This window comes from Bartonella sp. CL266QHHD, from assembly GCF_042195355.1.
In the GTDB taxonomy this organism is placed as follows: Bacteria; Pseudomonadota; Alphaproteobacteria; order Rhizobiales; family Rhizobiaceae; genus Bartonella.
Map to the genome: position 1 here is coordinate 88,619 of NZ_JBHIOD010000068.1, position 26,237 is coordinate 114,855.

Here is a 26,237-nt window from a genome sequence, read left to right on the forward strand (position 1 = left end):
CAAATCTCAATCTATTTGCTTAAAAGTTTTTTGCATGATAATTGCATCACCACGACCATTTTTTGACGCGTAGTAGGCAAGACGTTCAGAAATTTTTTGAAATTCAAAGCGTTGATAAAGGTTCAAAGCAGAAAGATTTGTGGCTTCTACTTCCAAGAATAATTTTATAGCGCCCTTGTCGTGAAGATGGTGAACTGTACGATCGATAAGAAAGGTACCAATTCCTTGTTGACGATAATGAGGATGAACAGCAATTGTGATGATTTCTGCTTCATCAAGGATGAGACGGCATAGGCAAAAGCCTAAAATTTGATCAGAGCGATCAATGAGAAAAACTTTGTATCCGAAGATAGAGTGATCTGTTAAGAAATTATCAAAAGCTTGTTTTTCCCAAGAAGGGGTAAAACAATGTTGATGAATTTGATGAAGAGAAGCACTATCATTAACTTGTAGCGGAGCAATTCCAAAAATCTTTTTTGTCAATGAAAATTTGGGCATTATTTTTTTTGTGGCAAAGCAAAATTGGTTTGTTGTTTTGCATCAGCGCTGCGTAGATAGAGTGGGCGAGGCGAATTTTTTGATTGTTTGTTTGCAGCAAGATAAGCATAGTTTACAATATCGGCCGCTTCGCAGGGGATTTTTTCTAGGACAATTTTTTCGTGTATTTTATGGTTTTTAATATGTTCCATAACGACATCAGCAGCTGGGCCAGTCAGTCGGGTTTTTTTGGGCAAATTTTCGAGGATATTTTCAATTGTTTTTAATCCCGGCTCTCCCAAAGGTGTGAGATCATTATGAAAATTTTGATGGTAGAACATTCCTCTCCCTGCTTCAATGACAACAGTAATTGCCGATACTGTACTTTTACTGTTTATGACTTGTGCTGCTAACGCTTCAAGAGCACTCACTCCAACAGCTGGTATTTCAAGTGCTAATGCCAAAGCGCGTGCTGTTGCAACACCGACACGTACACCAGTAAATGATCCAGGTCCAATATTGACAGCAATACGCTCAACTTGATCAAGCGTCATATTGGCTTGTTTCATTATTTGTGTAATCTGCCCAATAATTTTTTCGGCATGTCCTTTGTTCATGCGTTCATTGATACGCGCAATAACAGATTTATGACGAATAAGCGCAACAGCACAATAAATTGAAGCAGTATCTATAGCAAGGATAAGCATAAAAATATTTTAGTTGAATAAAACGATAAATAAAAGTCCTGCTGTATTTTTAATCTTTTCATTATCGTATATTTCATTTGTAAGAAAGTTACTAGTGCCAATAAGCAACAATATCTTTTTATGAGATAGAACGAGATGTTAATTTAATCCTTATTATTTCACTTTTTGAATGAGTACCTTGAGTATTGTAAGATTCTCTTATTTTAAATTTACTTATGGTGAAACAATTAAATTTATTAGCTTGTATATTACAAGCGGAGTTAGCGTATGAATCAAAACTCCTTTCACGAATCATTTAAATGTAAGGGTTGTCACAACTTTTAAGCTATCAAATAGTACGTTGATGCCACTTGTATCACATAGTAAGTAAAAGTAATTTAAAAGAGGAAAAGTCATGACCTCACATTTTTTCCAAATAAGAATATATTTTATCAGTCTTTGTATAAAAACCTCAGCGTAATGAGAGCAGATGAAAGAAATGGTATTGTTTTGTATGAGTTACGTATTTTGATACTACCCCGTTGCAAATCATTATGGACTGAAAAGCAAAATTGACAGTTTTCACTTAAATATCAGCTCTTTCAATTTTTTGTATAGAATAATGAGCAATATTTTAGAACTTTTTCTGGTTTATGAAAGAACTGATTTTAATAATAATGAGGACTTTGGGTTGATTGCATACTACGTTGAAAAATAATAATCAATGCACATTTTAAAATGTTATATGATTTAAATCATTCAATTGTATCATAATAAGGCTACAAATACCGAGAATAATTATGGAGCAGGTTGAAGCCAAAATGACGCGCCATCCTGCTTTTTTTAGTGATCGGATATCAACACCTAATCCTAGTGCAGCCATTGAGATAACAGTAAACAACTGGGCAATAAATTTGATGGGATTGATAGCCTTTTCAGGGATAAGACCACTTGAGCGAACAAGCATCATGATAATAAAGCCAATGATAAACCATGGGACGAGGGTATGTAAACGCAAGCGTGTTTCTGCTGATCGGCGATAAATGATTGATAGAGTAAAAATAACAGGGCCTAACATGAGAACCCGTACTAATTTGACAATTGTTGCAATTTGAACACTTAGAAAAGAGATAGGTGCTGTTGCTGCTAAAACCTGTGGTACAGCATACACAACCATGCCAGCAAGCACACCATATTGGCTAAATGACAAATTCAGAGATGGATGTAAAAAGGGTAGAAATAAAATAATAAGAATTCCTAAAAGAGCAGTGAAGGCAATTGACGCGGCTACATCGTCATGTTTTGCTTTTATAACAGGTGCAACGGCGACAATAGCTGAATTGCCACAAATAGCATTCCCACAAGCGACCAGCATTGCCAAATGTGTAGAAAGCCCGAAAAGTCGGCCGATGGCAAAGCTCAGGATAATCGTTACGAATATCACGAATATGATACTAGCAAGCAAATTCCAGCCAGCTGAAAGGACTGCGTTAATGCTAATGCTTGCTCCTAGAAGAACGATAGCAATTTCGAGAAGTGTTTTTGCACAAAAGGTGATACCTTTTTGAAAATATGTTGGCAAAGAAAAACAACTACGGATAATTGATCCTAGAAGAATTGCCAAAACAAGGCTTTCAAGCCACGCTTCCGTGAAAAACTGTTTTTCTACAACTTCTAAGCCATAAGCTAAGGCTGATATGAGTAAACATACTAAAATACCAGGACCAAAGTCGTTTAAAAGTGAGAGATTTTTCTTGATCATTTTAATATTCCCCCGTCATTAAAGAGCTAAAGGTTAAGAAGAAAAAGTTTTAAAGATTTGTTCTTGCTTGTACAGCTGCTGCTAAAGTTCCATCATCAAGATAATCAAGCTCACCTCCTACAGGAACACCATGAGCAAGTCGCGTAATTTTAACTGGAAAATTAGAAAGCTGATCAGTGATATAGTGAGCAGTTGTTTGACCTTCGACAGTCGCATTGACAGCAAGAATAATCTCCGTAATAGGGTTTTGTACAACACGCTGTATTAAGGTGGCAATGTTGAGTTCGTCAGGACCTATTCCATCTAAGGGGGAGAGTCGTCCACCCAACACATGATAACGTGCGGCTAAAGTTTTTGCGCGCTCAAGGGCCCACAGATCAGCAATATCCTCAACAACGATGATTGTTGTATCATCGCGGCGCAAATCTGTACAAATTGAACAAGGATCAATGGTATCGACATTTCCACAAACAGAACAAATACCGACTTTTTCGATAGCTGCTTGTATAGCCGCTCCCAAAGGCTCCAGCAATGTCTCCTTTTTTTTGATAAGATGAAGCGCAGCACGACGCGCTGAACGTGGACCAAGACCTGGTAACCGTGATAAAATCTGAATGAGACGTTCAATCTCAGGTCCTGCAATGTATTTAGACATATTTTTGTCTCACGGGAAAAAACCGTTTCATTAAAATGGAAGCTTGAAACCTGATGGGAGTGGTAGCCCTGCCGTTATACTTTTGGTTTTTTCTTCTATTGCAACTTCGATTTTTGTTCTTGCTTCATTATAAGCTGCCATAATGAGATCTTCAAGAATTTCACCTTCCTCAGGTTTGAGTAATGAAGGATCAATTTGAATTGCTGTTATAATATTTTTGCCACTTAAAGTGATATTGACGAGACCACCCCCTGCAGTGCCCACAGCTTGCAGATTAGCTATTTCCTCCTGAATCTTCTGCATTTTTTCTTGCATTTCTTTGGCTTTTTTCATCATGCTCATCATTTCACGCATAGGAATAGGTATCCTTATTCATCATTGATATCATTTTTATTTTTAAAAATATCAGCATTTTTAAAGGTATTGGAGAGTAAATCAAGATCATTTTCTTCTTTATTGAGTCGAATATCGACAATTTTTGCTTCTGGGAAATGATTGAGGATTTTCGCAATATCAGGATCTGTTTCTGCATTAGAAAAAAGAGTCTTTTGAATCGCTATACTTTCCTCCTGTAAGGTTGGGCCACCTCCTTCATTAACAAAAGTTATTGTCCAGCGTTTTTCTGTCCATTGAGATATCTTTTTTTCTATATCATGAGCAAGAAATTGTGGGGTATTTTCAGAAAGTCTTAAGGTAATATGCCCAGCTTCAAAAGAAACAGGATGAACAAATTCTTTAATAAGGAGTTTGAAAGGAGTGTCATTATGCTGTTCGGCTAATTGAACAATATCGTGCAAAGAATTAATCACGAGAGTTTTAGGTTCAGTAATCTTTTCTGTTGTTTGCGTGACAGAATGCGATAAATTTACAATCTTTTCAGAAAGATCAGTAGATGGAGAAGTTTCTAGAATTTCTGTTACTTCTTGGGCGTTGATTTTGTCATAGTTTTGATTTTTAACTAAATTTTCCGGTTGTAAGGAATGATCTAATTGGTTTTTCAAAGAGCTTTTTAAATCTGATTGATCGGGTAATGTATTTGAAACGCTCGAGGAAGCATGGGCTCCGACCATTGTTTCTTTTGTTATATTATTTGCATTTGTAGATTCTTGATGAGAAGAGTTTTTAACCAGTGTGAGAGGCGTTTTTTCTTGCGTAAGCTTTTTTAAAGCCTCATCAAGAGTTGGTAAGTCAGCCGTGTGAGCAAGACGAATTAAAAGCATTTCAGCGGCTTGAAGAGGACGTGCAGTTTGATTAACTTCCTGTAAACCTTTGAGTAACATTTGCCAGTTTCGGGATAAAATAGGAACGGAAAGTTTTTTTGAAAAGTCTAAACTTCTTAAACGTTGTTCTTCAGTTAGAGAGAAATCTTCCACTATTTCTGGTGTAAAACGTAAACGTGTGACCAGATGATTAAAATCGGCTAGTTCTGTCAATATAGTAAGAGGATCAGCACCTGCTTCATATTGACTGCGTAATTCATGTAACGCATTGACAACATCGCCCTTCATAATAAATTCAAAAAGATCAATGATACGTGCTTGATCCGCTAATCCTAACATTGTACGCACCGCAATAGCATTAACATTGCCATTGCTATGGGCGATTGCTTGATCAAAAATGGATAATGCATCACGTGCTGATCCTTCTGCAGCACGGGCAATCATAGAGAGTGCTTGATCTTCTACTTCTACCTTTTCATATTTCGCAATTTGACGCAAATGTGCACTCAAAGCTTTTGATTCAATACGTCGCAAATCAAAACGTTGGCAACGCGAAAGAATTGTAATAGGAACTTTGCGAATTTCTGTTGTGGCAAAAATAAATTTCACATGGGACGGTGGTTCTTCAAGAGTTTTCAATAAACCATTAAAGGCTTGTGTTGAGAGCATATGTACTTCATCTATAATATAAACCTTATAGCGTGCAGAAACAGGACGATAGCGTATTTGTTCAATAATTTCACGAATATCATCAATGCCCGTATGAGAAGCGGCATCCATTTCTATAACATCAATATGGCGTCCTTCGATAATTTGTGTGCAATGTTCTCCAAGAGAGTCCAATACGGTTGTTGGTTGATCAATATCTTTTGTTTTATAATTAAGCGCACGTGCCAAAATACGTGCTGTTGTGGTTTTACCTACGCCACGAATCCCTGTTAACATCCACGCTTGTGCAATACGACCTTTTTCAAAGGCGTTGGTGAGAGTACGCACCATAGCTTCCTGACCAATGAGGTCAGAGAAGTTTTTTGGTCGATATTTACGAGCAAGAACACGATAGGCTGTTTCTACCGGTAAATTTTCCATGAGTATTTCCAACTTCGAAGTTCTTTATGCGTACATTTTGATAATACAAAAGCATAGATCAATACTGTAGTCTCATATAAAAGGATTTTTTCTTAATCAAATTATTTATGGGACAATTTGTTTAAAAATAACAAAACCCCTTTATTTGCTGCATACAAATGCTGCTCTGAAGATTAAAAATACCTCGCTAAAAGACAGCATAAAAAATAATTTCTTCAGCAAAATAGGAGGTTGGAACGATGACCCGTACCAGAACTCGTTGGGGCTGCTTCTTTCCAGACCTGACCCAGTTGGCGAGTAGTTCGTCCACCACCAACCTCCCAAGCTCATATTGTCGATTTGGAATGAAAAATCAAGATCAGAAACGAAAAATATCCTAAGAACGACGAAGAATTTTCCTTTGCGTTTAATTTATTGACATATAAACAACAAAGAGATTGTGGATTTACCAGTTTTTATAGCAGTAGCTCTTCATATTTATTTGGTATGAAAATATTTTTTCGCTTAAGATAGTCTGAATGTATAATTATTCTCATTCGCTGAAACATGTAAGAGTTTTAGGATAGATACATCTGTTCTAAAACTACGAAATTGAATCATCAAAAATTTACAATAGTCAAAGAAGCAAATAAAGCAGATAGATCATGTAATTGGCTAACATTCGAAAGTCAGGGGGAAGAGTGCTATTTAAAGAATTATAAAATATTGCTTTAATGGTGTTTCTCATCTCACACAAAACAGAACATCCCAAACAGAATATATTTAATGTTGTACATTCATAGGCTTTTTAAAGAGCGATTGCTCAATACTCTTAACTATATTTCAAACGCCACTCATAAATAGTATACATGCTTCCCTTGAGTTATAAATCTATAGTTGCGCTACCCTCTTTATGCTTAATACAAAGTATAAATTTTAGCCCTCATGCTATTTAACAACTCCCAATGTTGCGATCCCTTGTACTTGAGAGGCTTTATAAGAAGCATTTTTATTCCTTTTTTTAATCGTTTTTACTCACACACCAATCCCATTTGTAACTTTCAAAGAAACGATTTTAATGGATTTAATATGAGATTTAAGATGGGAGGATCTTACTTTATTCGTGGTTTTAATTCAGTATAAGAAAATCAAAGTCGTATAATGATAAGCCAGTATCTTATAAGAGTACCACCTCATTTCTATAGTGAATGAGAATATAAAATATGTAATATTTTTTCTTTTAACATAATATAAATATATAAATACTGAATAGATGTTATCGCTCTTTTTTTGCGTGCTTGTTCTTTTAATTAAAAAACATTGATGTTCATCACAAGGTGGGTCAATATATGAAGTTTCATTATTTGAGAAAAGATTTCATATATTTTTTAAGGGGCTGTACTCATACAAGAGAAGATGCAACATTCAACGCTATAGAAATAAGGGGATACTGATTTTATAAGCATAAAAATGGTTCTTATTCGATAGTAAGCGACATTTTATAGTTTCAAATAATATATTCTTTAATAAGGAGGGAAAAGCGAGATAATTTTTATAAAAAGCTGAATGAGTATGACTTAAAGTGCAGTGAGGAATGCATCTGTAGAGCAAATTTTACTTTTCCGTTTATCTAAGTGATTTGGGTACGATGTGCTTTATATCACTTAAAATGAAGCAGTTGCGAAGAGAGAAGCATATTCTTATTAAAAAAATAGCTCTGATAGTAGAAAATACAGAACAATTTAAATTTAGTCTTTTAGTTTTCGTAAAAGTTCCTTAATATCTAACCTTATGAGCAACTTAAGGTTTGCCATATTAGGATAAAAACACCTCTTCAGCGATAAGTTTTAATGGCTCATTATGCTGTATTTTGAAAAAAATAACTGAAAAAAAATAAATCTACTAAAATTTAGATGTTATAGAAATATTGTTAATCATAATCTCCTGTGTCACAATTTGTTCCAACAACTTTTTTCTTCGTAATATTTTTAAAAATATAATGTCCTGACGAAGGAAAACTTATATGAAGAGATTTTATATTTTTTAGGATAAAGATCTTCTTTTCTTTATCATGGGTTATTTTCTTTTCATCATCAACAGCAATTCTCAATTTGTTTAAATCAGAAGGGGTAGAGTACGATAAAGTAAAGGATACTTTCTTTGGTTCAAAGATACTACAAGAGTATTCAGCTCCTTGATGGATTGTATCGGATGGGATGATCACAACACTTTCATCCAGCCCAAAATTCCATTTTCTCTCACCAAAGCCAGCAAACGCACCACTAGAGTAGGCGAGAATATTTGCGGCTAATAATCCTTGCATGAAGATTTTTTTCATTATCCTCTCCTTTTTCTAAAGTGAGGTGAATCATAAATCAATTTTTATAAAGATAAAAGCTCAAACTTAACGCTAAAATCAGGGCTAAGTTGCATTTTCTAGCTTTAAACCATGTTTAGAATGACATTAATCTAAGAGATTTGAATGCTCTATTATGTATAATAATTTGAATTGTTTTGAGAGCTAATTTAGAAGTTCGTTATCTTTATTGGAATATTGTCAGAGGAAATGACTTTTCTCAAGAAGCTCTCTTTGAATATATAAAGGGAAATAGATGGTACAAGCGTTTTTATTTTTGGTTACTGTGTTTTTTTACACTGGTTTTTATACAAGTTGAAGTGCTTTTTATCATGATATAATTTGTGAAAAAATATTATGGAAATAATTTATATATTCTTTTATGAGCCGTTTTTTCTTCTTCAGTGTTTATGAAGGGTGTTGAGTAGAAAAAAACCGAGCTCTTTCAAGATACGTTGCATTATGAAATTTTTACGATGCTCTTTGATATCAGCAAAGAATGATAGCAGCCTAATTGCTTTTATATATACGATGTTCGATCGTTTTGTGCTGGATAAGTACCGATAATACGCAGTTCTGCAGAAAAGAAAGATAATTCTTCTAAGGCAAGTTTCATCATCGGGTCTTCAGGATGCCCTTCAATATCAACAAAGAATTGTGTTGCATTGAAATTTCCACCAATTTGATAGCTTTCTAATTTTGTCATATTGATACCATTCGTTGCAAATCCTCCCATAGCTTTATAGAGAGCAGCGGGGACATTGCGCACTCGAAAAAGAAGACTGGTGATGATTTTTTCGCCATTTTGAGGTTTGGGGACATGTCGTTTGGAGCGTGAAAGGATGACAAAACGGGTAATATTATGAGGGTTATCTTCAACATCTCTTTCAAGAATATCAAGTCCATAGAGTTCTGCTGCGATTAAAGGTGCTAAGGCAGCCTGTGAACGTTTAGCATTTTTTTTAATAAATTTTGCAGCTCCAGCGGTGTCAGCAGAAACAACAGGTTTCCAACCGTTGTTTCGTATGATTTTTCGGCATTGTGCAAGGGCATGCGTATGGCTGTGGACAGTTTTAATTTCGTCATGTGTAACGCCGGGTAAAACCATGAGTTGAAAATGGATAGGTAAAAAATATTCATCAATAATATAAAGAGATGACTGCGGTAAAAGATGATGAATGTCTGCAACGCGTCCCGCAAGGGTATTTTCAATAGGGATCATAGCAAGATCAGCTTTCCCGCTTTCCACTAAATTAAGGGCGTCTTCGAAAGTAGCAGAGGGAACAGCATCCATATTGGGGAACATATTGGAGCAAGCAATATGGGAATTAGCGCCGTATTCTCCTTGGAAAGAAATTTTATTGGTTTTTTTAAGTATTTTCATGCTAAAATCTCACAAACTCTATCGAGATCATGTTGTGTGTCTACACCTAAGGGAATTGTATCGACTATTTCCACATCAATACGCATGTTGTTTTCTAATGCACGTAATTGTTCAAGTTTTTCACGTTTCTCAAGTGGTGAGGGTTTGAATGATACAAATTTCTCAAGTGCTTCGCGCCTATAGGCGTATATTCCAATATGGTGATAAAGAGGACCGTCTCCATAGGGTGCTGTGGCGCGCGTAAAATAAAGAGCACGAAGGCGATTTTGAGAAAGCGGTGTACCAATGATTTTGACAACATTGGGATCTCTTGTTTCATTTTCTTCAATGATTTTGGCACCCAAGGTTGCAATATCAGTAAAGCTATTTTCTAAAGGGCGTAGCGCACGAATGATTTCACGAGGCATTATTGTTGGTAAGTCACCTTGTACATTTAAAATGGCATTATAACGTTGTTCCGGATCAATGCGCATTAAAGCTTCATAAATACGATCAGATCCAGACTTATGATCACCTCGTGTTATGATATATTCATGTCCATAATCTGCAACAGCTTTAGCGATATCATTATGATCTGTTGCAACGATTGTACGTCCTATTCCAGCTTTTTTGGCTTGTTCTGCGACATGAACAATCATCGGTTTTCCGCCAATTTCAGCGAGAGCTTTTTGAGGAAGACGGGTTGAGCCTATACGGGCAGGAATAAGAATAATTGGTTTAAGAGCCATTGTAAGATTCCAAATGTCATCTGTGATGCATTTATGATGTTGTGTGTTATAAAGAAAAAGCTTAGACTAAAAATGGTAATGAAACCGTGAACATTTGAGTTTTTATGAATCGCCGGAGATTTATTTATTTTATTTGTGCTTGTTTATGTGTGCTGGTCGCTGTTGTGGGGATTTCCACACTCAGCAATATAATTTACGATCATCCTACATCAGTCCAATATCATCATACAGTTGCCAAGAATGATATATTTCAAGAAAAACAAAAAGCACCTGATGTTTCCCTATCACTAAATAGCCGCCTTCAACAAGGCAATTTTGAAAATGGCCGTAAAGTTTTTCGCCAATGTGCCATATGCCACACATCTGGACGCAATGAAGCAGGGCGTGTTGGTCCAGTCCTCTGGGAGATTGTTAACCGCCCTTTGGCATCAGCAGCAGGTTTTGCTTATTCACGGGCATTACGTGCTCATTCTGATCAAAAATGGGATTTTGTAACGTTAGATCGTTATTTACATTCTCCACGTGAAGCTTTTCCTGGGACCATTATGTCTTTTCGTGGAATTAAAAATGATCAAGATCGTGCCGATCTTTTGCTTTATTTACGCAGTTTATCCGATCATCCTGTTCCTTTACCAATGGATAATAATAAAGCGAACGAGCCAAATTAACTTATACCATAGATGTTAATTTTAGAAAGAAGTCTGACTTTTTGTAATTTTAGTTTCACGGTTTTATAAAAAGAGCTCTTTTATAAAAATGCACTCTTTACGCTGTCATCTGCAGATTGGTTTTCAAGATTTGTTTGCTTCACTTTTTCTACATATACTTGTCTGTGAAATTATTGCTGAAGGATTATCAATTCATGAGCCGCAACTTTCTGCTTCTGAATGCGATAATTATGTAATTAAAGCTCTCCATGAGGTTTATCTTAATCCTTCTATGCACATCAATCCCCATGTACTTTTACATCAATTTCCATGTATCAGAGACAATTGATTGTTCTTATACGTGCAATAATCCTAAGCTGCATTTTATGATGCTTGATGAATAGACGTTTTCTCTTGAGGTTAGAGATGTACGGACAGATCATTGACCTTCTATAGTATCAATCACTAAAATGTGACTTAGATTATTTATTTATAGGTTATGGTTTGAAGTAAGCACTTTCATGTGAAACAATTTTTATGTGTGAATAGTAAAATAGTTGAATAGAGTTCTGCTGATTGTATTTTTATCTACGTCGAAAATTTTTTACACAAGAATACTGATAGCAGCTACGTTCCCACGAGTCTCTGTCCATTTATAGACGATGACATGAAATTATGCTGATAATCCATTATAGAGAATTATTTTTTCACAAAAGGTTTTCCATATTTGTGATAAATTTAATAGGTTTCATTGGTTACAATGTTTTGATGACTTGCGATAAAATATTAGTATTTTAATACATATTGCGAGAGTGCTAAAAATTAGTGGAAGAGAGAACATAATCATGATTCTCCAAGATTCTTAAGAGCTACGGCATTTTCTTTATAATTTGAGCGTTTATAAGTAATAATATTAAATTGCGCTAATAATCCATTATAGAGAAGAATCTTTCCTACTAATGGCTCTCCGATGTTTGTGATCATTTTAATAACTTCCATTGCTTGTAGGGTCCCAATAACGCCAGGTAAAACACCGATTATTCCAGTTTCAGCGCATGTTGGGATAGTCCCGTGAGCTGGAGGGGTGGGAAATAAATCGCGATAGTGAGGATTATTGTCTTTATACGGCATAAGGACGGTTAATGAGCCATTAAAACGTTCTACAGCACCACTTATTAAGGGTTTTTTGCATTGGGCAGCGTGATCAGCAAGAAGATAGCGTGTCGTAAAATTATCACTTCCATCAACAATGATGTGGTAAGCATTGAGCAGTTTATCCACATTACTTTTATCTAAGCGTAGGGTGTGTTTTTCAACTACAACATGGGGATTTATTGCTTTTATAGTGGTTTCGGCACTGTCTGTTTTGCTTTTGTTTATTGCATTTGTTTTATGAATAACTTGGCGTTGTAAATTGGAAAGTGAAACGATGTCGTTATCGACAATTCCAAGGGTTCCAACACCTACGGCAGCCAAATAGGTTAAGACAGGAGCACCAAGACCACCAGCGCCCACAACAAGAACACGTGCTGTTTTTAGCTTTTGTTGCCCTGCACCACCAATTTCAGGCAAAATGATGTGGCGTGCATAGCGTTCGATTTCTTTGTTGTTTAATTTTGTATCTGTTTCTTTTGTCATAAATTTTCTCTTGTCATAGTTCTTTTATTGTTTACTAAGTTTATGATGCTTAGACCAGTCTGCTTTTAGGATAGGGAGGATTTATTTATGAAAATTGCCATTCAGATGGATCATATTTCAACAGTTCGGATTCAAGGAGATACGACATTTGCACTCGCTTTAGCAGCACAAGAACGTGGACACTCTCTCTTCCATTATACACCAGATCGTTTATCTCTGTATGATGGTTGTGTGATTGCACGACTAGAGCCATTGATTGTACATGATAAAGAGGGAAGCCACTATAAATTAGAAAAGCCTGTTCGCACGGAATTAACAGATATGGATGTGGTTCTTTTACGCCAAGATCCACCTTTTGATCTCAATTATATCACAACGACTCATTTGTTAGAACGTATTCATCCTAAAACACTCGTTGTGAATGATCCGGCATGGGTACGCAACAGTCCAGAAAAAATTTTTGTGACTGAATTTTCTGATCTGATGCCAGAAACATTAATTACCAAAGATATTGAAGAAATAACAGCTTTTAGAGAGACATTTGGCGATATTATTGTTAAACCACTTTATGGAAATGGGGGCGCTGGTATTTTTTATTTAAAACAAGATGATCGCAATTTAGCATCATTGTTGGAAATGTTTGCAGAAATTTATCACGAACCTTTTATTGTTCAGCGCTATTTAGAGGCAGTACGAAAAGGAGATAAAAGGATTATTTTGCTTGATGGTACACCTGTTGGAGCTATTAATCGAATTCCGACAGAAACAGATGTGCGCTCTAATATGCATGTTGGAGGCCGCGCGGAAAATGTTGAGTTAACAAAACGTGATTATGAGATTTGTGAACGCATTGGTCCAGCTTTAAAGGAACGAGGTCTTCTTTTTGTGGGGATTGATGTGATTGGAGATTATATAACAGAAATTAATGTGACGTCTCCTACGGGAATTCGTGAAATTAAACGCTTCTGCGGTACAGATGTTGCTCATTTGTTTTGGGATGTTATTGAGTTCAAGCGTTCAAATGAATTTATTTGACAGAGGACAAAAACATGGTTTTAAAAAATGATCCATGTTGTTTTTTATATTTGTTATGTTGCAAATGTGAACTAGAATGACCGTATGATATAAATTAAGAGGCTTTATCCTCAATTTTTAGGGAGCTTATAGATGAACAGAGTATTATCAATTGGAGTGGGATTGTTTTTTGCGCTACTGCTGTCAGCAAATGGAGGCAATGCGCGCGATCAAATACAGATTACTGGTTCATCTACAGTTTTACCTTATCAAAAGATTGTTGCTGAAACATTTGGAGAAATTTATCCTCATTTTAAGGTTCCTGTTATCGAATCGGGTGGAACAGGAGCTGGTATTAAGGAATTCTGCCGTGGTATTGGGGAGAACACTGTTGATATTGTTAATGCTTCGCGAGCAATGAAACCGAGTGAATTACAGTCTTGTTTTGATGCTGGTGTAAAAGATGTTGAGGAAATACGTATTGGGTATGATGGCATTGTTTTTGCAACTGATATTAAGGGACCTGATTGGAAATTACAGCCAGTAGATGTTTATAAAGCCCTTGCTGCTCGAATTATTATAGACGGAAAGTTGCAACCGAATAATGTTTTGAAATGGAGTGCAGTCAATAGTGCTCTTCCTGATTGGACGATAGCAGCGTATATTCCTGGGGAGAAGCATGGGACACGTGAAGTTTTTGAGGAAAAATTACTTACTAAGGGGTGTAAAGAGAGTGGGGCAGTTGAAGTGATGAAGTCTTTAGGAATGGATGATAAGGAGATACACACTGCTTGTATTGCGGTACGTAAGGATGGAAAAGCGGTTGATATTGATGGTGATTATTCTGAAACATTTGCGCGTCTAACTTCTAATAAAACAGGGGTTGGTATTTTTGGTTTGTCTTTTTATCAAAATAATGCTGATAAACTAAAAGTTGCCGATATTAACGGTTTTGCGCCAACAGTTGAGACGATTTCTAGTGGACAATATCCGGTTTCTCGTCCGCTTTTTTTCTATATTAAGAAAGCACATTTAGGTATTATTTCAGGTTTGCGAGAGTATGTTGACTTTTTTCTTTCTGATCAAATGATTGGTCCAGAGGGTCCTTTGGCTGAATATGGTTTGATTGTTTCTCCTGAAAAGGAGCGTCAAGCACAGCGTTCTGATTTTTCTGCTGGTCGAGTAATGACATTGAAATAATTTGCAGGGAAAAATTGTTGGATTTCTGGGATAGGAAATTTGGATGCTATTTTTTTATAAAAACTGAAAGATAAAATGCGCATTTCCTTTATTATTTTGTTATTATTGATTTTTGGATTTTGTGGTTTTTGTATTTCTTATATGCGAGCACGCATTCTTGAATACAGACAACATAAAATGCATTCTCGTGCGTATTATTATGGCTGGTGGACATTTTTGATTACTGTTATTCCAGCTTTTATTTTTTTAATTGTTTGGGATGCTGGGAGTACAATTTATTTAGAATATAATGCCTCTCGAGAGCTTGAGGCGTATAGTGCGCATGTAACAGAGCCTGTAAATCACGATCTACTTTGGGAGACACTTCGAAGTCTCGTCAAAAAGATTCATCGTTTTGAGGGGAATCTTTCTAGCGCTTCCTATAAGGAAGTGCAGGCACAATTACTCGCGAAGGGATGGATTTTACCCGATGAAGCATCGGATGATGTGTTCAAAATAGCACAGTCGTGGGTATTTTCTTCTGAAAAGCTTAAATTTATAGGTTATGTTTTCCTTTTTGCTATTGCGTCCTTTGGTTTTATCTGTGGAATGATGCAAATTGCGCCTCATCAACGTGCGCGTAATAAGGTTGAATCTTTTATTATTATTGGATTGATTTGTGCATCTATTGTTGCAGTCTTGACAACAATAGCCATTGCGCTTTCTATGCTTTTTCAGACAGTAAGCTTTTTTCAGTCTGTATCCTTTTCAAATTTCTTTTTAGGAACAGTTTGGGATCCACGTTTTTCCGCGAGCGGTTCAGGCGATGAAGTAGGACAATTTGGTTTAATACCGCTTCTTGCTGGTACGCTTTATATTGCATTTGTTGCCATGCTTTTTGCTGTACCTATAGGACTATTTTCAGCTCTTTATATGGCTGAGTATGCTTCTGCGCGATTGCGAGCAATTGTAAAACCATTATTGGAAGTTCTTGCTGGCATCCCAACCATTGTTTATGGTTTTTTTGCTTTGAAGGTTGTAGGACCATTTTTACGTGATCTTTCTGTTTCTCTCTCAGGTGGGGTTGGTTTTATTATGGCACAAAGTGTTTTGACCGCTGGAGTTGTGATGGGAATTATGTTGATACCTTTTGTTTCCTCTTTATCGGATGATGTTATTACGGCTGTTCCACGCATTTTACGTGAAGGTTCTTATGGTTTAGGCGCAACACAATCTGAAACAATTAAAAAAGTTGTTATACCAGCAGCGCTTCCAGGGATTATGGGGGCTATTTTGTTGACGGCATCGCGTGCAATTGGAGAAACAATGATTGTGGTTTTGGCGGCAGGTGTTGCAGCAAACTTAACACTCAATCCTTTCGAAGCAATGACTACGATGACTGTTAAGATTGTTAATCAATTGACCGGTGATTTTGAGTTTAATTCTCCACAAACTCTGGTGGCTTTTGCCTTAGGGATGACGCTTTTTGTTATGACACTTTTGATGAATATTCTGGCTCTTTATATTGTGCGTAAATATCGGGAACAATATGAATGAATGAAGATTTTTTTCCTCGTCGCAATATTAGTCTCAAGCGTCGATATTGGGCTGAACGTCGTTTTCGTGCCTATGGTTTGATTGCCATTTTTATTGGTTTGTTTTTTTTATTTGCGCTTTTATGGTCTATCATTAGTCAGGGTTATACAGCTTTTTTTCAAAGTGAAATGACATTGTCGATTTATTTGGATGAAAAGATCATCGATCCAAGTGGTCAACGTAAAACAAAACCACAAGTTCTCATGACGGCGAATTATCCACTTCTTGTACGCAATGCTTTAGCGAAGAAACTTAATATCAATCAAAATGATCGAGCCTCTCTTCGGGACGTTAACCGTATGTTTTCAAATGGTGTCCGCGTTCAACTACGTGAAATGGTGACAAAGAATCCAAAATTGATTGGCACAATGCAAAAAGTTAAAGTTTTGGCATCTGCGGATATTGATTCTGCTTATAAGGGACAGATTGATCTGCGTGTAGCAGAAAAAAACCGTAAAGTTTCTAATCGACAAGTGGAATGGATAAAACGTTTAGCGCATGATGGTACGCTTCATAAAACATTTAATATTGGTTTTTTTACATTTGGCGCTTCAAGTCGTCCTGAGACTGCGGGATTAGGTGTTGCGATTATTGGTTCTCTTTATATGATAGGCATCGTTTTATTAGTTTCACTTCCAATAGGCATAGCAACGGCTCTTTATTTGGAAGAATATGCACGCAAAAATAAATTTACAGATTTTATAGAGGTTAATATCAATAATCTTGCAGCTGTTCCTTCGATTGTGTTTGGTCTTTTAGGACTCTCTTTTTTTGTTAATTTTTTAGGATTACCACGTTCAGCCTCCTTTGTTGGTGGTCTTGTTTTAGCGCTCATGACTCTTCCCACGATCATTATTGCAACACGTTCTGCTCTGCGTGCTGTTCCTCTCTCTATTCGTGCAGCAGCTTTAGGACTGGGAGCATCAAAAACACAAATGATTTTTCATCATGTTGTTCCTTTAGCAGCGCCTGGCATTTTGACAGGCACAATTATTGGAGTTGCTCAGGCTTTGGGTGAAACAGCTCCTTTGCTTTTGATTGGAATGGTTGCTTTTGTTGTTAATATTCCTACGACCCCCATGGATCCAGCAACGGCTTTGCCTGTTCAAATTTTTATGTGGGCGGGGGAAGCAGAGCGTGCTTTTGTTGAAAAGACATCAGGTGCTATTATTGTATTGATGATTTTTCTTGCGATCATGAATATTTCTGCGGTTTTTTTACGACGACGATTTGAACGCCGCCAGTAATTTTAATAAAATAACAACTTTGATAAGATTTTTGTAAGGTGAATTTTTGTAATGAAGATTAAAATGCGTGGTGAGGATGTGAAGGTTTCTTATGGAGACAAAGAAGCACTCCACGGTATTACACTTGATATTCCTGAACATCAAGTAACTGCTTTGATTGGTCCATCAGGATGCGGAAAGTCGACTTTTTTGCGTTGTTTTAACCGTATGAATGATACGATTGAAGGCGCTAAAACAACCGGTCTTATTACCTTAGATGGGGAGAATATTTATGACACACGGATTGATGTTGTAGAATTGCGCGCTCGTGTTGGAATGGTTTTTCAAAAGCCCAGTCCTTTTCCAAAATCTATATTTGAGAATGTTGCGTATGGTCCACGCATTCATGGTTTAGTAAAAACGCGCTCTGAATTGCATGATGTCGTTGAAAAGAGTTTGAGGCAGGCAGGTTTGTTTGAAGAAGTAAAAGACCGTCTTCATGATCTTGGAACAAGTTTATCAGGGGGACAACAACAGCGTTTGTGTATTGCACGTGCTATTGCGGTTAGTCCTGAAGTTATTTTGATGGATGAGCCTTGTTCAGCTCTTGATCCTATTGCGACAGCACGGATTGAAGAGCTTATCGATGCATTACGGCAAAATTATACAATTGTTATCGTAACGCATTCTATGCAACAGGCTGCACGTGTTTCTCAATATACGGCTATGTTTCATTTAGGGCATTTGGTAGAAGTTGGTGCGACTGAAATGATCTTTACCTCACCAAAAGAGCAACGGACACAAGATTATATTACGGGGCGTTTTGGATAGGTGAATTGAGGAGTGTAAGATATGTCTATGAACCATACTGTCCGTTCTTATGATGCAGAACTAAAATATTTAAGAGCAAGGATTATAGAAATGGGGAGCCATGCAGAAAGGATGATTGAACGTTCTGTCGCATCGGTTGTGTGTAGTGATCTTCAACTTGCAACGACAGTGATTGCCGATGATGTATTTTTAGATGAAGCAGAACGTGACATTGATGAAAAAGCGGTTGCTATTATTTGCAAACGCCAACCGATGGCTGTCGATTTGCGTGAAATTATTGGAGCCATTCGTATTTCTTCTGATCTTGAGCGGATTGGGGATATGGCCAAAAACATTGCTAAAAGGACGGTTGCACTTTCAGAAATACGACAATCTGCTTCTGTTTATCATGGGCTTGAAACAATTACAGCTTTAGCACTCAATCAATTAAAAGAAGTCTTAAATGCTTATACGAGTCGCCTATTAGAGCGTGTTGACGCGGTGCGTGAGCGTGATGAGAAGATTGATGCTTTGTATACTTCTCTTTTTCGTGAACTTTTGACGTATATGATGGAAGATATGCGCAATATTACGGTTTGTACGCACTTACTGTTTTGTTTAAAGAATATTGAACGAATTGGTGATCATGTTACTAATATTGCTGAAATGCTGCATTATATCATAACGGGTTACCATATGTCCTCTGATCGTCCTCGCGATGACCTTACTTATAAAGTTGGAGTAGGTGAGAAGAAAATAGATTAAAATTTTTCTTATATGTATAAAATAAGTTTGTAGATATGTGAGTATTTTCTTACAGTGCAGCTATAGAAAGAATAAGATAACCGTCTTATGGAAAAGCACAAAGAAGCAACAAAGAGTTTTTTCAGAGAAGCGTGGCAGATTGCTAACTCTTGGTTTGACATATTTGTATATTAGATGATATCATCACTCGTATTGTGGCCGGAGGGGAGTTTTCTAGGGGAATTTCCTTTCAGATCATTTTGTTAAAATTTTATATTAAAGGGGGTATCTGTATTATTTTTCGTATGTAGAAGAAATGGATAGCGTTATTTTACTATAATTGAAACGTATGGGTTATTATAGCCTATATTGAACCATGAAGAATAACAATATCGATCTGTAAATTAAGAGTTTTTTATTTTTTATTTTGCATAGATACTTTTTGATTACCTCTTGTATTAAAATTTTGCTGAGTGGTAACAATTAGCTATGTACTTTATTGAGAGATACATTTAAAGCTCATTTCAAGACTTGAATATCTCAGAGATTATAGGAATGTGTTGCATAAGATGAAAAAAAATCGTTGGAATGTATTTGTTACCTGTTGTGTAGCGCCGTTAGTTGTTGTGGGGTGTGCTTCAAATCATTTAGATACTGGAAAAATAAATAATAATAAGACAAAAACGGTTACATATCCATTGACAGAGCGTCAATGTCTTATGCGAGCGATGTATTTTGAATCAAATCGCACAAGCCGTGAAGGAATGATTGCCGTTGGGACGGTTGTTATGAATCGTGTTAATTCAACCGCCTATCCTAAGACGATTTGTGGTGTTGTTGGTCAATATAGGCAATTTGCTCCTGGTGTTTTAACGCGTCCTATGACGGAGAAAGCATCTGTTGCTCGTGTAAGAGAGGCAGCTGATGCCGTTTTACGGGGTGAACGAGATAAGAAAGTTAAACACGCTAAGTTTTTTCATACCGCTGGTTTGTCTTTTCCGTATAAAAACATGCATTATGTTCAGGTTGCAGGGGGAAATGCTTTTTATGAAAAACGATCAAGTGATGGGGCACTTCAAGTTCCTACAAATAATCGCCCTTATGATGTTGCTTATGCTTTTGCTCAAGAACGTTCTGGTCATGCGCCAAGCTTTATAGATGAAGGCTTAGAGAGTAGGGGAGTAAAGGCAGAGAAAAGTACATCTCATTCGACAGAAGTAGCACAATCCAAGACGTCACATCCAGCGCCTTTTGCTATGGTACAGCTTGATAAAGTTCCTATCCCTGCCTATGCACCTCAACATCTAGCTAGGAAAGAGGAAAATAAAACGATTATGGCTTTACCTTCATCTGATCAGTTAAATGCAATTGTTGCAATGTTAGAAAAACGACACAGGAACTAGTAAGTTTTTCATGACCAAAGAAGGATGATATACCCATTGCGGTTTATGAATTAAGTGAATTTTAGCGATAATGATACGCATAAATATACATAGAGAAAGCGAACTCAAAGGATCTGAAAAACAATTTATAATATGACAACATAAAGAACGCATTCTATTTAAAGAAGGGTATTGGTAATGTACTTTGATATTCATGAGACGATTTTGCCTGAAATGCTTAATCGTCTTGCAGAAATTACAGTGAAAGTGGGGTTGAATTTACAAGAGGGGCAGGATCTTGTTTTAACTGCTCCAGTTTCAGCGTTACCTTTTGTTCGGCGTATTGCATATCATGCTTATAAGGTTGGTGCTGGTGTCATTACACCAATTTTTAGTGATGATATATTATCGCTTACACGGTTTGAAAATGCCCATACAGCTAGTTTTGATTGTGCTCCTTCTTGGCTTTATGAGGGAATGGCGAAGGCTTTTGAAAATGGGGCAGCGCGTTTAGCGATTGTTGGGGATAATCCTTTGCTCCTTTCTAATCAGGATTTTGATAAGGTTTCACGTTTAAATAAAGCCACTTCAATAGCTTATCAGCCGGCACTCAAGCAAATATCAAATTTTGCTATGAATTGGTCGATTGTTGCTTATCCAACAGCAGGATGGGCTGAGGCAATGTTTCCTTCTTTATCGCTTAATGAGGCGATTAAAAAATTAGCTGATGCAATTTTTTCTGCTTCACGTGTTACAGAAGAAGATCCGGTACAGGCGTGGACTGTCCATAATGCACATTTGAAAAAACGGTCATCTTGGCTTAATGAGCAGCGTTTTTCTGCCTTACACTTTACAGGGCCAGGAACTGATTTGACGGTTGGTTTGGCAGATGATCATGAATGGCATGGCGGTGCATCTGTTGCTCAAAATGGTGTTATTTGCAATCCGAATATTCCGACAGAAGAAGTTTTCACGACTCCTCATGCTCATAAGGTTGAAGGTTTCGTTCGCTCAACAAAGCCCCTTTCCTATCAAGGAACTCTGGTTGATAATATTGAAGTACGTTTTGACGCAGGGCGTATTGTTGAGGCTCGTGCATCAACAGGCCAAGAAGTTTTACAGCAGGTTTTGCAAAGTGATGAGGGTGCAAGCCGGTTGGGCGAAGTTGCCCTTGTGCCCCATTCTTCACCAATTTCTAAGAGTGGCCTCCTTTTTTATAATACCTTATTTGATGAAAATGCTGCATGTCATATTGCTTTAGGTCAGTGTTATTCCAAATGCTTTTTAGATGGGGCATCATTGACGTCAGAAGAGATTGCAGCACGTGGTGGGAATAAAAGTGTCATTCATATTGACTGGATGATTGGTTCTGGCGAAATTGACATAGATGGCATTACCCAAGATGGTGTAAGAGTTCCTGTATTTCGTAAGGGTGAATGGGCTTAATTTTGTTACCATAAAACACGGTCATTTGAGGTGGGGTGGGATGTAAGCCTCATTGATACGTTAAGTATTTTAGAGTGTGTGGTATATATTCAAGGCAGGGTTTGTCCATAAAGCATTTAGTTAAATGATTCACATGAGTAGGAATCCAAGTAAAATCCACTCATCAAGAATTTGTTTAGTAGATGTAGAGGAAGTCTTCGTTCTTTGAGGGGGGTGGGAAGAAGTCAATTTATCAGAGATACGATTGGAAAGTGTATAATTATTAAAGAAGAGTAATGCCTGAGCTTCCTGAAGTAGAGACAGTTCGTCGTGGACTTGAGTCCGTTGTAACTGATGCAAAGATAGTATCTGTCAAACTTAATCGTAGAGATTTGCGCTTTCCTTTTCCTGAGGCTTTTTCTGAGCGCCTTATTGGCAGAACAATTATAGAACTTGGTCGGCGTGCAAAATATTTATTATTTCATCTTTCTCAGAATGAAACGATTTTAAGCCATTTAGGAATGTCTGGTTCATGGCGTATAGAGAATGATCTTTTAAGAACAGTTTTTTCAACGACAAGTAAATTGGTTAAGCATGATCATTTTGTCATGGATATTCAGACAAAGAATGGTGACGTTTATCGTCTTATTTATAATGATGTGCGTCGCTTTGGGTTTATGCTTTTAGTCGATACGGATAAGCTTTATGAACATCCACTTTTAAATAAGCTAGGTCTTGAACCTATGAGTAATTCGTTTTCTGGTCGTTATTTACAAAAGGCTTTTGTTAATAAAAAAATGTCTCTCAAGGGTGTTTTACTTGATCAGTCTATTGTTGCAGGTCTTGGGAATATTTATGTTTGCGAAGCACTTTGGCGGAGTCGTTTGTCTCCACAACGTGGTGCATTTACATTGGCATCACAAACGGCACGGGCACGTGAATTTGCAGATTCTTTAGCACAAAATATACGCAATGTGATTTCTGAAGCCATTTTGTCTGGTGGCTCTTCTTTACGTGATTATATGCATATAGATGGTTCACTTGGTTATTTTCAGCATGCTTTTTCAGTTTATGGACGAGAAGGCAAGCAATGTTTGGAATGTGGAGCGCCTATTATGCGCATTTTACAGGCTGGACGTTCAAGTTTTTACTGCTCACAATGTCAAAAATGAATAAGGCGTCTTGCAAAATCTTACAAGAGGCTTAAAGTCATCGTATCTATAATATAATTACACAAGGCTTGAAAGGTTTTTTTTATGCTGAATAAAGTACTAACACATCTTGATGGAAATATAGAGAAGAGCCTTGAACGCCTTTTTTCTCTTTTACGTTTTCAATCGATTTCTACAGACTCGGCTTACAAGGATGCATGTCGTAAAGCAGCTGATTGGTTAGTAGAGGATTTAAAAAGCATCGGTTTTGAGGCTTCACGCCGTGATACACTGGGGCATCCAATGGTTGTTGGGCATCATCCTGGACCTTCAGATGATTGTTTGCATGTGTTGTTTTACGGACATTATGATGTTCAACCTGTTGATCCATTGAGTTTATGGGAGGATGATCCATTTACACCTTCTTTAAAAGAGAGAGATGGAGAGAAAGTTATTTGTGCTCGTGGAGCTTCAGATGACAAAGGTCAGTTGATGACTTTTATTGAAGCATGTCGTGCATTTAAGAAAGAAACAGGGCAGCTACCCATTAAAGTTACTATTTTATGTGAAGGCGAGGAAGAGAGTGCTTCTCCTTCCCTTATTCCTTTTTTAAAAGCAAATACAGATGAACTTAAGGCAGATTATGCATTGGTTTGTGACACGTCAATGTGGGATGCGAATACTCCATCTATTGCTCTTTCTCTTCGGGGAATTATGGCAGAAGAGATTATTATCACAGCAGCTAATCGTGATTTGCATTCTGGTTATTTTGGAGGAGTAGCAGCTAATCCCATTCGTATTTTAACGAAAATCTTAGCAGGACTTCACGATGAAAATAATAGGGCAACACTTCCTGGCTTTTATGATGGAGTAGAAGAAACACCTCCACATATTTTACAATCATGGAATGCGCTTAATTGTACTGCTGAAAATTTTCTTGGTCCTATAGGACTTTCCGTTCCAGCTGGTGAAAAAGGGCGGAGCATTTTAGAGCTTGTATGGGCACGTCCTACCATGGAAATTAATGGTATTAGTGGCGGCTATGAAGGGGAAGGGATGAAAACGGTTATTGCTTCTCAAGCGAGTGCAAAAGTATCGTGTCGTTTGGTGCATAAGCAAGATCCAGAGAAAATACGCCAAGCGTTGCGTGATTATGTACGTAGCTCAATTCCTGCTGATTGTAAGGTTGAGTTTAAGAATCACGGTTCTTCTCCGGCACTTCAGATTTCTGATGATTCATCTTTTATCAAGGAGGCGAAGGATGCCTTATCACAAGAGTGGGAAGTGCCTGCTGTCTTGACAGCCATGGGGGGCTCGATCCCAATTGTAGCAGATTTTCGGTCAATTCTTGGCATGGAAACTCTTTTGGTTGGTTTTGGACTGGCTGATGACCGTATTCATTCGCCTAATGAAAAGTATAATTTAAAATCATTTCATAAGGGGCAGCGGTCTTGGGCGCGTATTCTTGCAGCTTTAGCAAATAGGAGGGTAAATGGCTGAGATTCGTGTTCATCAAGGTGATTTACCAAACTTAGATAATTATCAAACTGATGCTGTTGCGATTGATACCGAAACTTTAGGATTACAACCCCATCGTGATCGTTTATGCGTTGTTCAGCTTTCTTCTGGAGATGGTACTGCCGATATTATACAGATTGCTAAAGGACAAAAGAATGCACCTAATTTGGTCAAGCTTCTTAAAGATAAAGCAGTCGTAAAAATATTCCATTTTGGGCGTTTTGATCTTGCTATTTTAGCACATACATTTGGTGTTATGCCAGAGGCTATTTTTTGTACAAAGATTGCTTCGAAACTCACGCGTACTTACACGGATCGTCATGGCTTGAAAGAAATTTGTAATGAATTGCTGAATGTGAATATTTCTAAACAGCAACAATCTTCGGATTGGGCGGCAGAAACGTTATCACAGGCGCAAATTGAATATGCTGCGTCGGATGTGTTATATTTGCATCGTTTAAAGGTTATATTTGAAGAACGTTTAAGACGTGAAGAGCGAGAAAATGTTGCCAAGGCATGCTTTCAATTTTTGCCTATGAGAGCTAGGCTTGATCTTTTAGGATGGGCGGAAGTTGATATTTTTGCGCATAGCTAACTTTAAAATTGGCTTTTAATGGAGTTAATTATTGATGTGAGAGGACAAAATGCTTGTACATTATGGACATTTTATCCTCTCATCTTTTCTGATAAGAATTATAATAAATTCTTAAGTGCTATTTCATTTGAAGTTTAGGTAATAAAAGTACTTTTGCGAATTCATATTTTTTATTTTTGTAACAGCTTTTATTTGAAACAAAGCAATTTTGAGGAGAGGCTGAAAACATACGGTAGGTTGGAAGACTTAAATCTCTGCAACCGGTATACAGCCTAATTGGGGGAGAATATGAATGTGTAAATGTAAAAACCAAAACTCATCTTTACCATCATTTTTAATTCGGCTTTACGACTTTCAAAAGTATTTAAAGCAATGTCTGTTAAATAATAGAGATTACGCATTGCCTCATGTTTTTAATGGATTTACGTTCTTCGTGTAAAACAGAACGCCCTAAACGGAATATATTTGTGTTGCTAATTCATGTGCTTTTTTAAAGAAACCGGCACCCAAATCCATTTTACGGCGGCGCTTATGAATGGTATAACGATAAAGCCCCCAAAAATATGATATAAAATTCATTGAGCACTCCCATTTTTACGCTTACGGAGTAACAAGCTGCTACCATCACACCACTTTGCCAACTCCCAATGTTGTGTAGCCCTTGGCACGGTTCATAAGAGACATTTTAGTCTTTTTAGTGTTTTTTATCCACACAGCTCTTCCAACTTATAACGTGCAAACAAATGGTTTTAATTGATTCAACATGAAAAAGATTTTGAATGAGAGAATCTTATGATGTTTAGGGTTCTCAGTCAATATGAATAACGCTAAATTATCATTATAAATCAGTATATTATATGAAGTTCGTATAGTTTATTATTTTCAGACGATACTTCGTGCCTTTATTTATTACTCAATAAGTAATTTCTATGTTGGCAGAGCAGGGCAATTTGCTTTTATTTTAAAAGCAAAATGC

The 26,237-nt window shown here is 37.0% G+C and carries 22 protein-coding genes, 1 other RNA gene and 1 pseudogene; 12 read left to right on the forward strand and 12 right to left on the reverse strand.

Annotated elements, in window-relative coordinates; genetic code table 11:
• Positions 1 to 6: 6 nt before the first annotated feature.
• From rimI to ACFIK7_RS09705, 10 genes are all read right to left on the reverse strand, one after another.
• Entirely contained in the window at positions 7 to 498 is a 492-nt protein-coding gene (gene rimI, locus ACFIK7_RS09660) for a ribosomal protein S18-alanine N-acetyltransferase (protein WP_273790580.1), read from the reverse strand.
• Positions 498 to 1,184 (reverse strand): tRNA (adenosine(37)-N6)-threonylcarbamoyltransferase complex dimerization subunit type 1 TsaB, encoded by a 687-nt coding sequence (tsaB, locus tag ACFIK7_RS09665; RefSeq protein WP_375638366.1) that lies wholly within the window; start codon positions 1,182 to 1,184, stop codon positions 498 to 500. The genes rimI and tsaB overlap by 1 nt, the downstream gene beginning before the upstream one ends.
• A 712-nt stretch (positions 1,185 to 1,896) precedes the next feature.
• On the reverse strand, positions 1,897 to 2,925 hold the full coding sequence (locus tag ACFIK7_RS09670; RefSeq protein WP_273790578.1) for a YeiH family protein: 1,029 nt from the start codon (positions 2,923 to 2,925) through the stop codon (positions 1,897 to 1,899).
• Positions 2,926 to 2,974: 49 nt separating this feature from the next.
• The gene (gene recR, locus ACFIK7_RS09675) at positions 2,975 to 3,580 is read right to left on the reverse strand and encodes a recombination mediator RecR (RefSeq protein WP_273790577.1); all 606 of its coding nucleotides are present in this window, start codon (positions 3,578 to 3,580) and stop codon (positions 2,975 to 2,977) included.
• A gap of 30 nt (positions 3,581 to 3,610) precedes the next feature.
• Positions 3,611 to 3,934, reverse strand: a complete 324-nt coding sequence (locus tag ACFIK7_RS09680; RefSeq protein ID WP_375643396.1) for a YbaB/EbfC family nucleoid-associated protein — start codon at positions 3,932 to 3,934, stop codon at positions 3,611 to 3,613.
• Between the two features lie 14 nt (positions 3,935 to 3,948).
• Positions 3,949 to 5,889, reverse strand: coding sequence for a DNA polymerase III subunit gamma/tau (locus tag ACFIK7_RS09685; protein WP_273790575.1), 1,941 nt, complete (start codon positions 5,887 to 5,889; stop codon positions 3,949 to 3,951).
• Positions 5,890 to 6,112: 223 nt separating this feature from the next.
• An RNA gene (ffs, locus tag ACFIK7_RS09690) (signal recognition particle sRNA small type) lies at positions 6,113 to 6,210 on the reverse strand.
• A 1,588-nt stretch (positions 6,211 to 7,798) separates the two neighbouring features.
• Positions 7,799 to 8,206, reverse strand: a complete 408-nt coding sequence (locus ACFIK7_RS09695) for a hypothetical protein (protein WP_375613320.1) — start codon at positions 8,204 to 8,206, stop codon at positions 7,799 to 7,801.
• 538 nt (positions 8,207 to 8,744) lie between these two features.
• Positions 8,745 to 9,608, reverse strand: a complete 864-nt coding sequence (locus tag ACFIK7_RS09700) for a prephenate dehydratase (RefSeq protein WP_273790573.1) — start codon at positions 9,606 to 9,608, stop codon at positions 8,745 to 8,747.
• Positions 9,605 to 10,336 (reverse strand): 3-deoxy-manno-octulosonate cytidylyltransferase, encoded by a 732-nt coding sequence (locus ACFIK7_RS09705; protein ID WP_375657910.1) that lies wholly within the window; start codon positions 10,334 to 10,336, stop codon positions 9,605 to 9,607. Before ACFIK7_RS09705 ends, ACFIK7_RS09700 begins: the two co-directional genes overlap by 4 nt.
• A gap of 104 nt (positions 10,337 to 10,440) precedes the next feature.
• Between ACFIK7_RS09705 and ACFIK7_RS09710 the strand changes: the two genes are divergently transcribed.
• Positions 10,441 to 11,004 (forward strand): c-type cytochrome, encoded by a 564-nt coding sequence (locus tag ACFIK7_RS09710; RefSeq protein WP_375632302.1) that lies wholly within the window; start codon positions 10,441 to 10,443, stop codon positions 11,002 to 11,004.
• A gap of 822 nt (positions 11,005 to 11,826) precedes the next feature.
• Here ACFIK7_RS09710 and ACFIK7_RS09715 read toward each other — a convergent pair.
• Positions 11,827 to 12,621: a molybdopterin-synthase adenylyltransferase MoeB gene (locus ACFIK7_RS09715; RefSeq protein ID WP_375663289.1), complete on the reverse strand. Its 795-nt coding sequence runs from the start codon at positions 12,619 to 12,621 to the stop codon at positions 11,827 to 11,829.
• A gap of 87 nt (positions 12,622 to 12,708) precedes the next feature.
• Between ACFIK7_RS09715 and gshB the strand changes: the two genes are divergently transcribed.
• The 11 genes from gshB (at position 12,709) to ACFIK7_RS09770 (ending at position 25,261) form a co-directional block, all read left to right on the forward strand.
• The gene (gene gshB / locus ACFIK7_RS09720) at positions 12,709 to 13,656 is read left to right on the forward strand and encodes a glutathione synthase (RefSeq protein ID WP_375657907.1); all 948 of its coding nucleotides are present in this window, start codon (positions 12,709 to 12,711) and stop codon (positions 13,654 to 13,656) included.
• 132 nt (positions 13,657 to 13,788) lie between these two features.
• A complete protein-coding gene (locus ACFIK7_RS09725; protein WP_375631060.1) occupies positions 13,789 to 14,835 on the forward strand; it encodes a substrate-binding domain-containing protein in 1,047 nt (348 codons plus the stop codon).
• Between the two features lie 75 nt (positions 14,836 to 14,910).
• Positions 14,911 to 16,371 (forward strand): phosphate ABC transporter permease subunit PstC, encoded by a 1,461-nt coding sequence (pstC, locus tag ACFIK7_RS09730; RefSeq protein WP_273790567.1) that lies wholly within the window; start codon positions 14,911 to 14,913, stop codon positions 16,369 to 16,371.
• Positions 16,368 to 17,657, forward strand: coding sequence for a phosphate ABC transporter permease PstA (gene pstA / locus ACFIK7_RS09735; RefSeq protein WP_273790566.1), 1,290 nt, complete (start codon positions 16,368 to 16,370; stop codon positions 17,655 to 17,657). Before pstC ends, pstA begins: the two co-directional genes overlap by 4 nt.
• Positions 17,658 to 17,708: 51 nt before the next feature.
• A complete protein-coding gene (pstB, locus tag ACFIK7_RS09740) occupies positions 17,709 to 18,467 on the forward strand; it encodes a phosphate ABC transporter ATP-binding protein PstB (RefSeq protein ID WP_273790565.1) in 759 nt (252 codons plus the stop codon).
• A 21-nt stretch (positions 18,468 to 18,488) separates the two neighbouring features.
• Positions 18,489 to 19,211, forward strand: coding sequence for a phosphate signaling complex protein PhoU (gene phoU, locus ACFIK7_RS09745; RefSeq protein WP_273790564.1), 723 nt, complete (start codon positions 18,489 to 18,491; stop codon positions 19,209 to 19,211).
• A 548-nt stretch (positions 19,212 to 19,759) separates the two neighbouring features.
• The gene (locus ACFIK7_RS09750) at positions 19,760 to 20,593 is read left to right on the forward strand and encodes a cell wall hydrolase (protein WP_375663290.1); all 834 of its coding nucleotides are present in this window, start codon (positions 19,760 to 19,762) and stop codon (positions 20,591 to 20,593) included.
• A 177-nt stretch (positions 20,594 to 20,770) separates the two neighbouring features.
• Positions 20,771 to 22,018: an aminopeptidase gene (locus ACFIK7_RS09755; RefSeq protein ID WP_375637607.1), complete on the forward strand. Its 1,248-nt coding sequence runs from the start codon at positions 20,771 to 20,773 to the stop codon at positions 22,016 to 22,018.
• Between the two features lie 275 nt (positions 22,019 to 22,293).
• The gene (mutM, locus tag ACFIK7_RS09760) at positions 22,294 to 23,169 is read left to right on the forward strand and encodes a bifunctional DNA-formamidopyrimidine glycosylase/DNA-(apurinic or apyrimidinic site) lyase (RefSeq protein WP_375643403.1); all 876 of its coding nucleotides are present in this window, start codon (positions 22,294 to 22,296) and stop codon (positions 23,167 to 23,169) included.
• A gap of 84 nt (positions 23,170 to 23,253) precedes the next feature.
• Entirely contained in the window at positions 23,254 to 24,648 is a 1,395-nt protein-coding gene (locus ACFIK7_RS09765) for a M20/M25/M40 family metallo-hydrolase (RefSeq protein ID WP_375663291.1), read from the forward strand.
• Positions 24,641 to 25,261 (forward strand): ribonuclease D, encoded by a 621-nt coding sequence (locus ACFIK7_RS09770; RefSeq protein ID WP_273790559.1) that lies wholly within the window; start codon positions 24,641 to 24,643, stop codon positions 25,259 to 25,261. The genes ACFIK7_RS09765 and ACFIK7_RS09770 overlap by 8 nt, the downstream gene beginning before the upstream one ends.
• A gap of 249 nt (positions 25,262 to 25,510) precedes the next feature.
• Here the strand turns inward: ACFIK7_RS09770 and ACFIK7_RS09775 are convergent.
• A pseudogene (locus tag ACFIK7_RS09775) lies at positions 25,511 to 25,945 on the reverse strand (integrase); the annotation flags it as partial.
• Positions 25,946 to 26,237 lie beyond the last annotated feature (292 nt).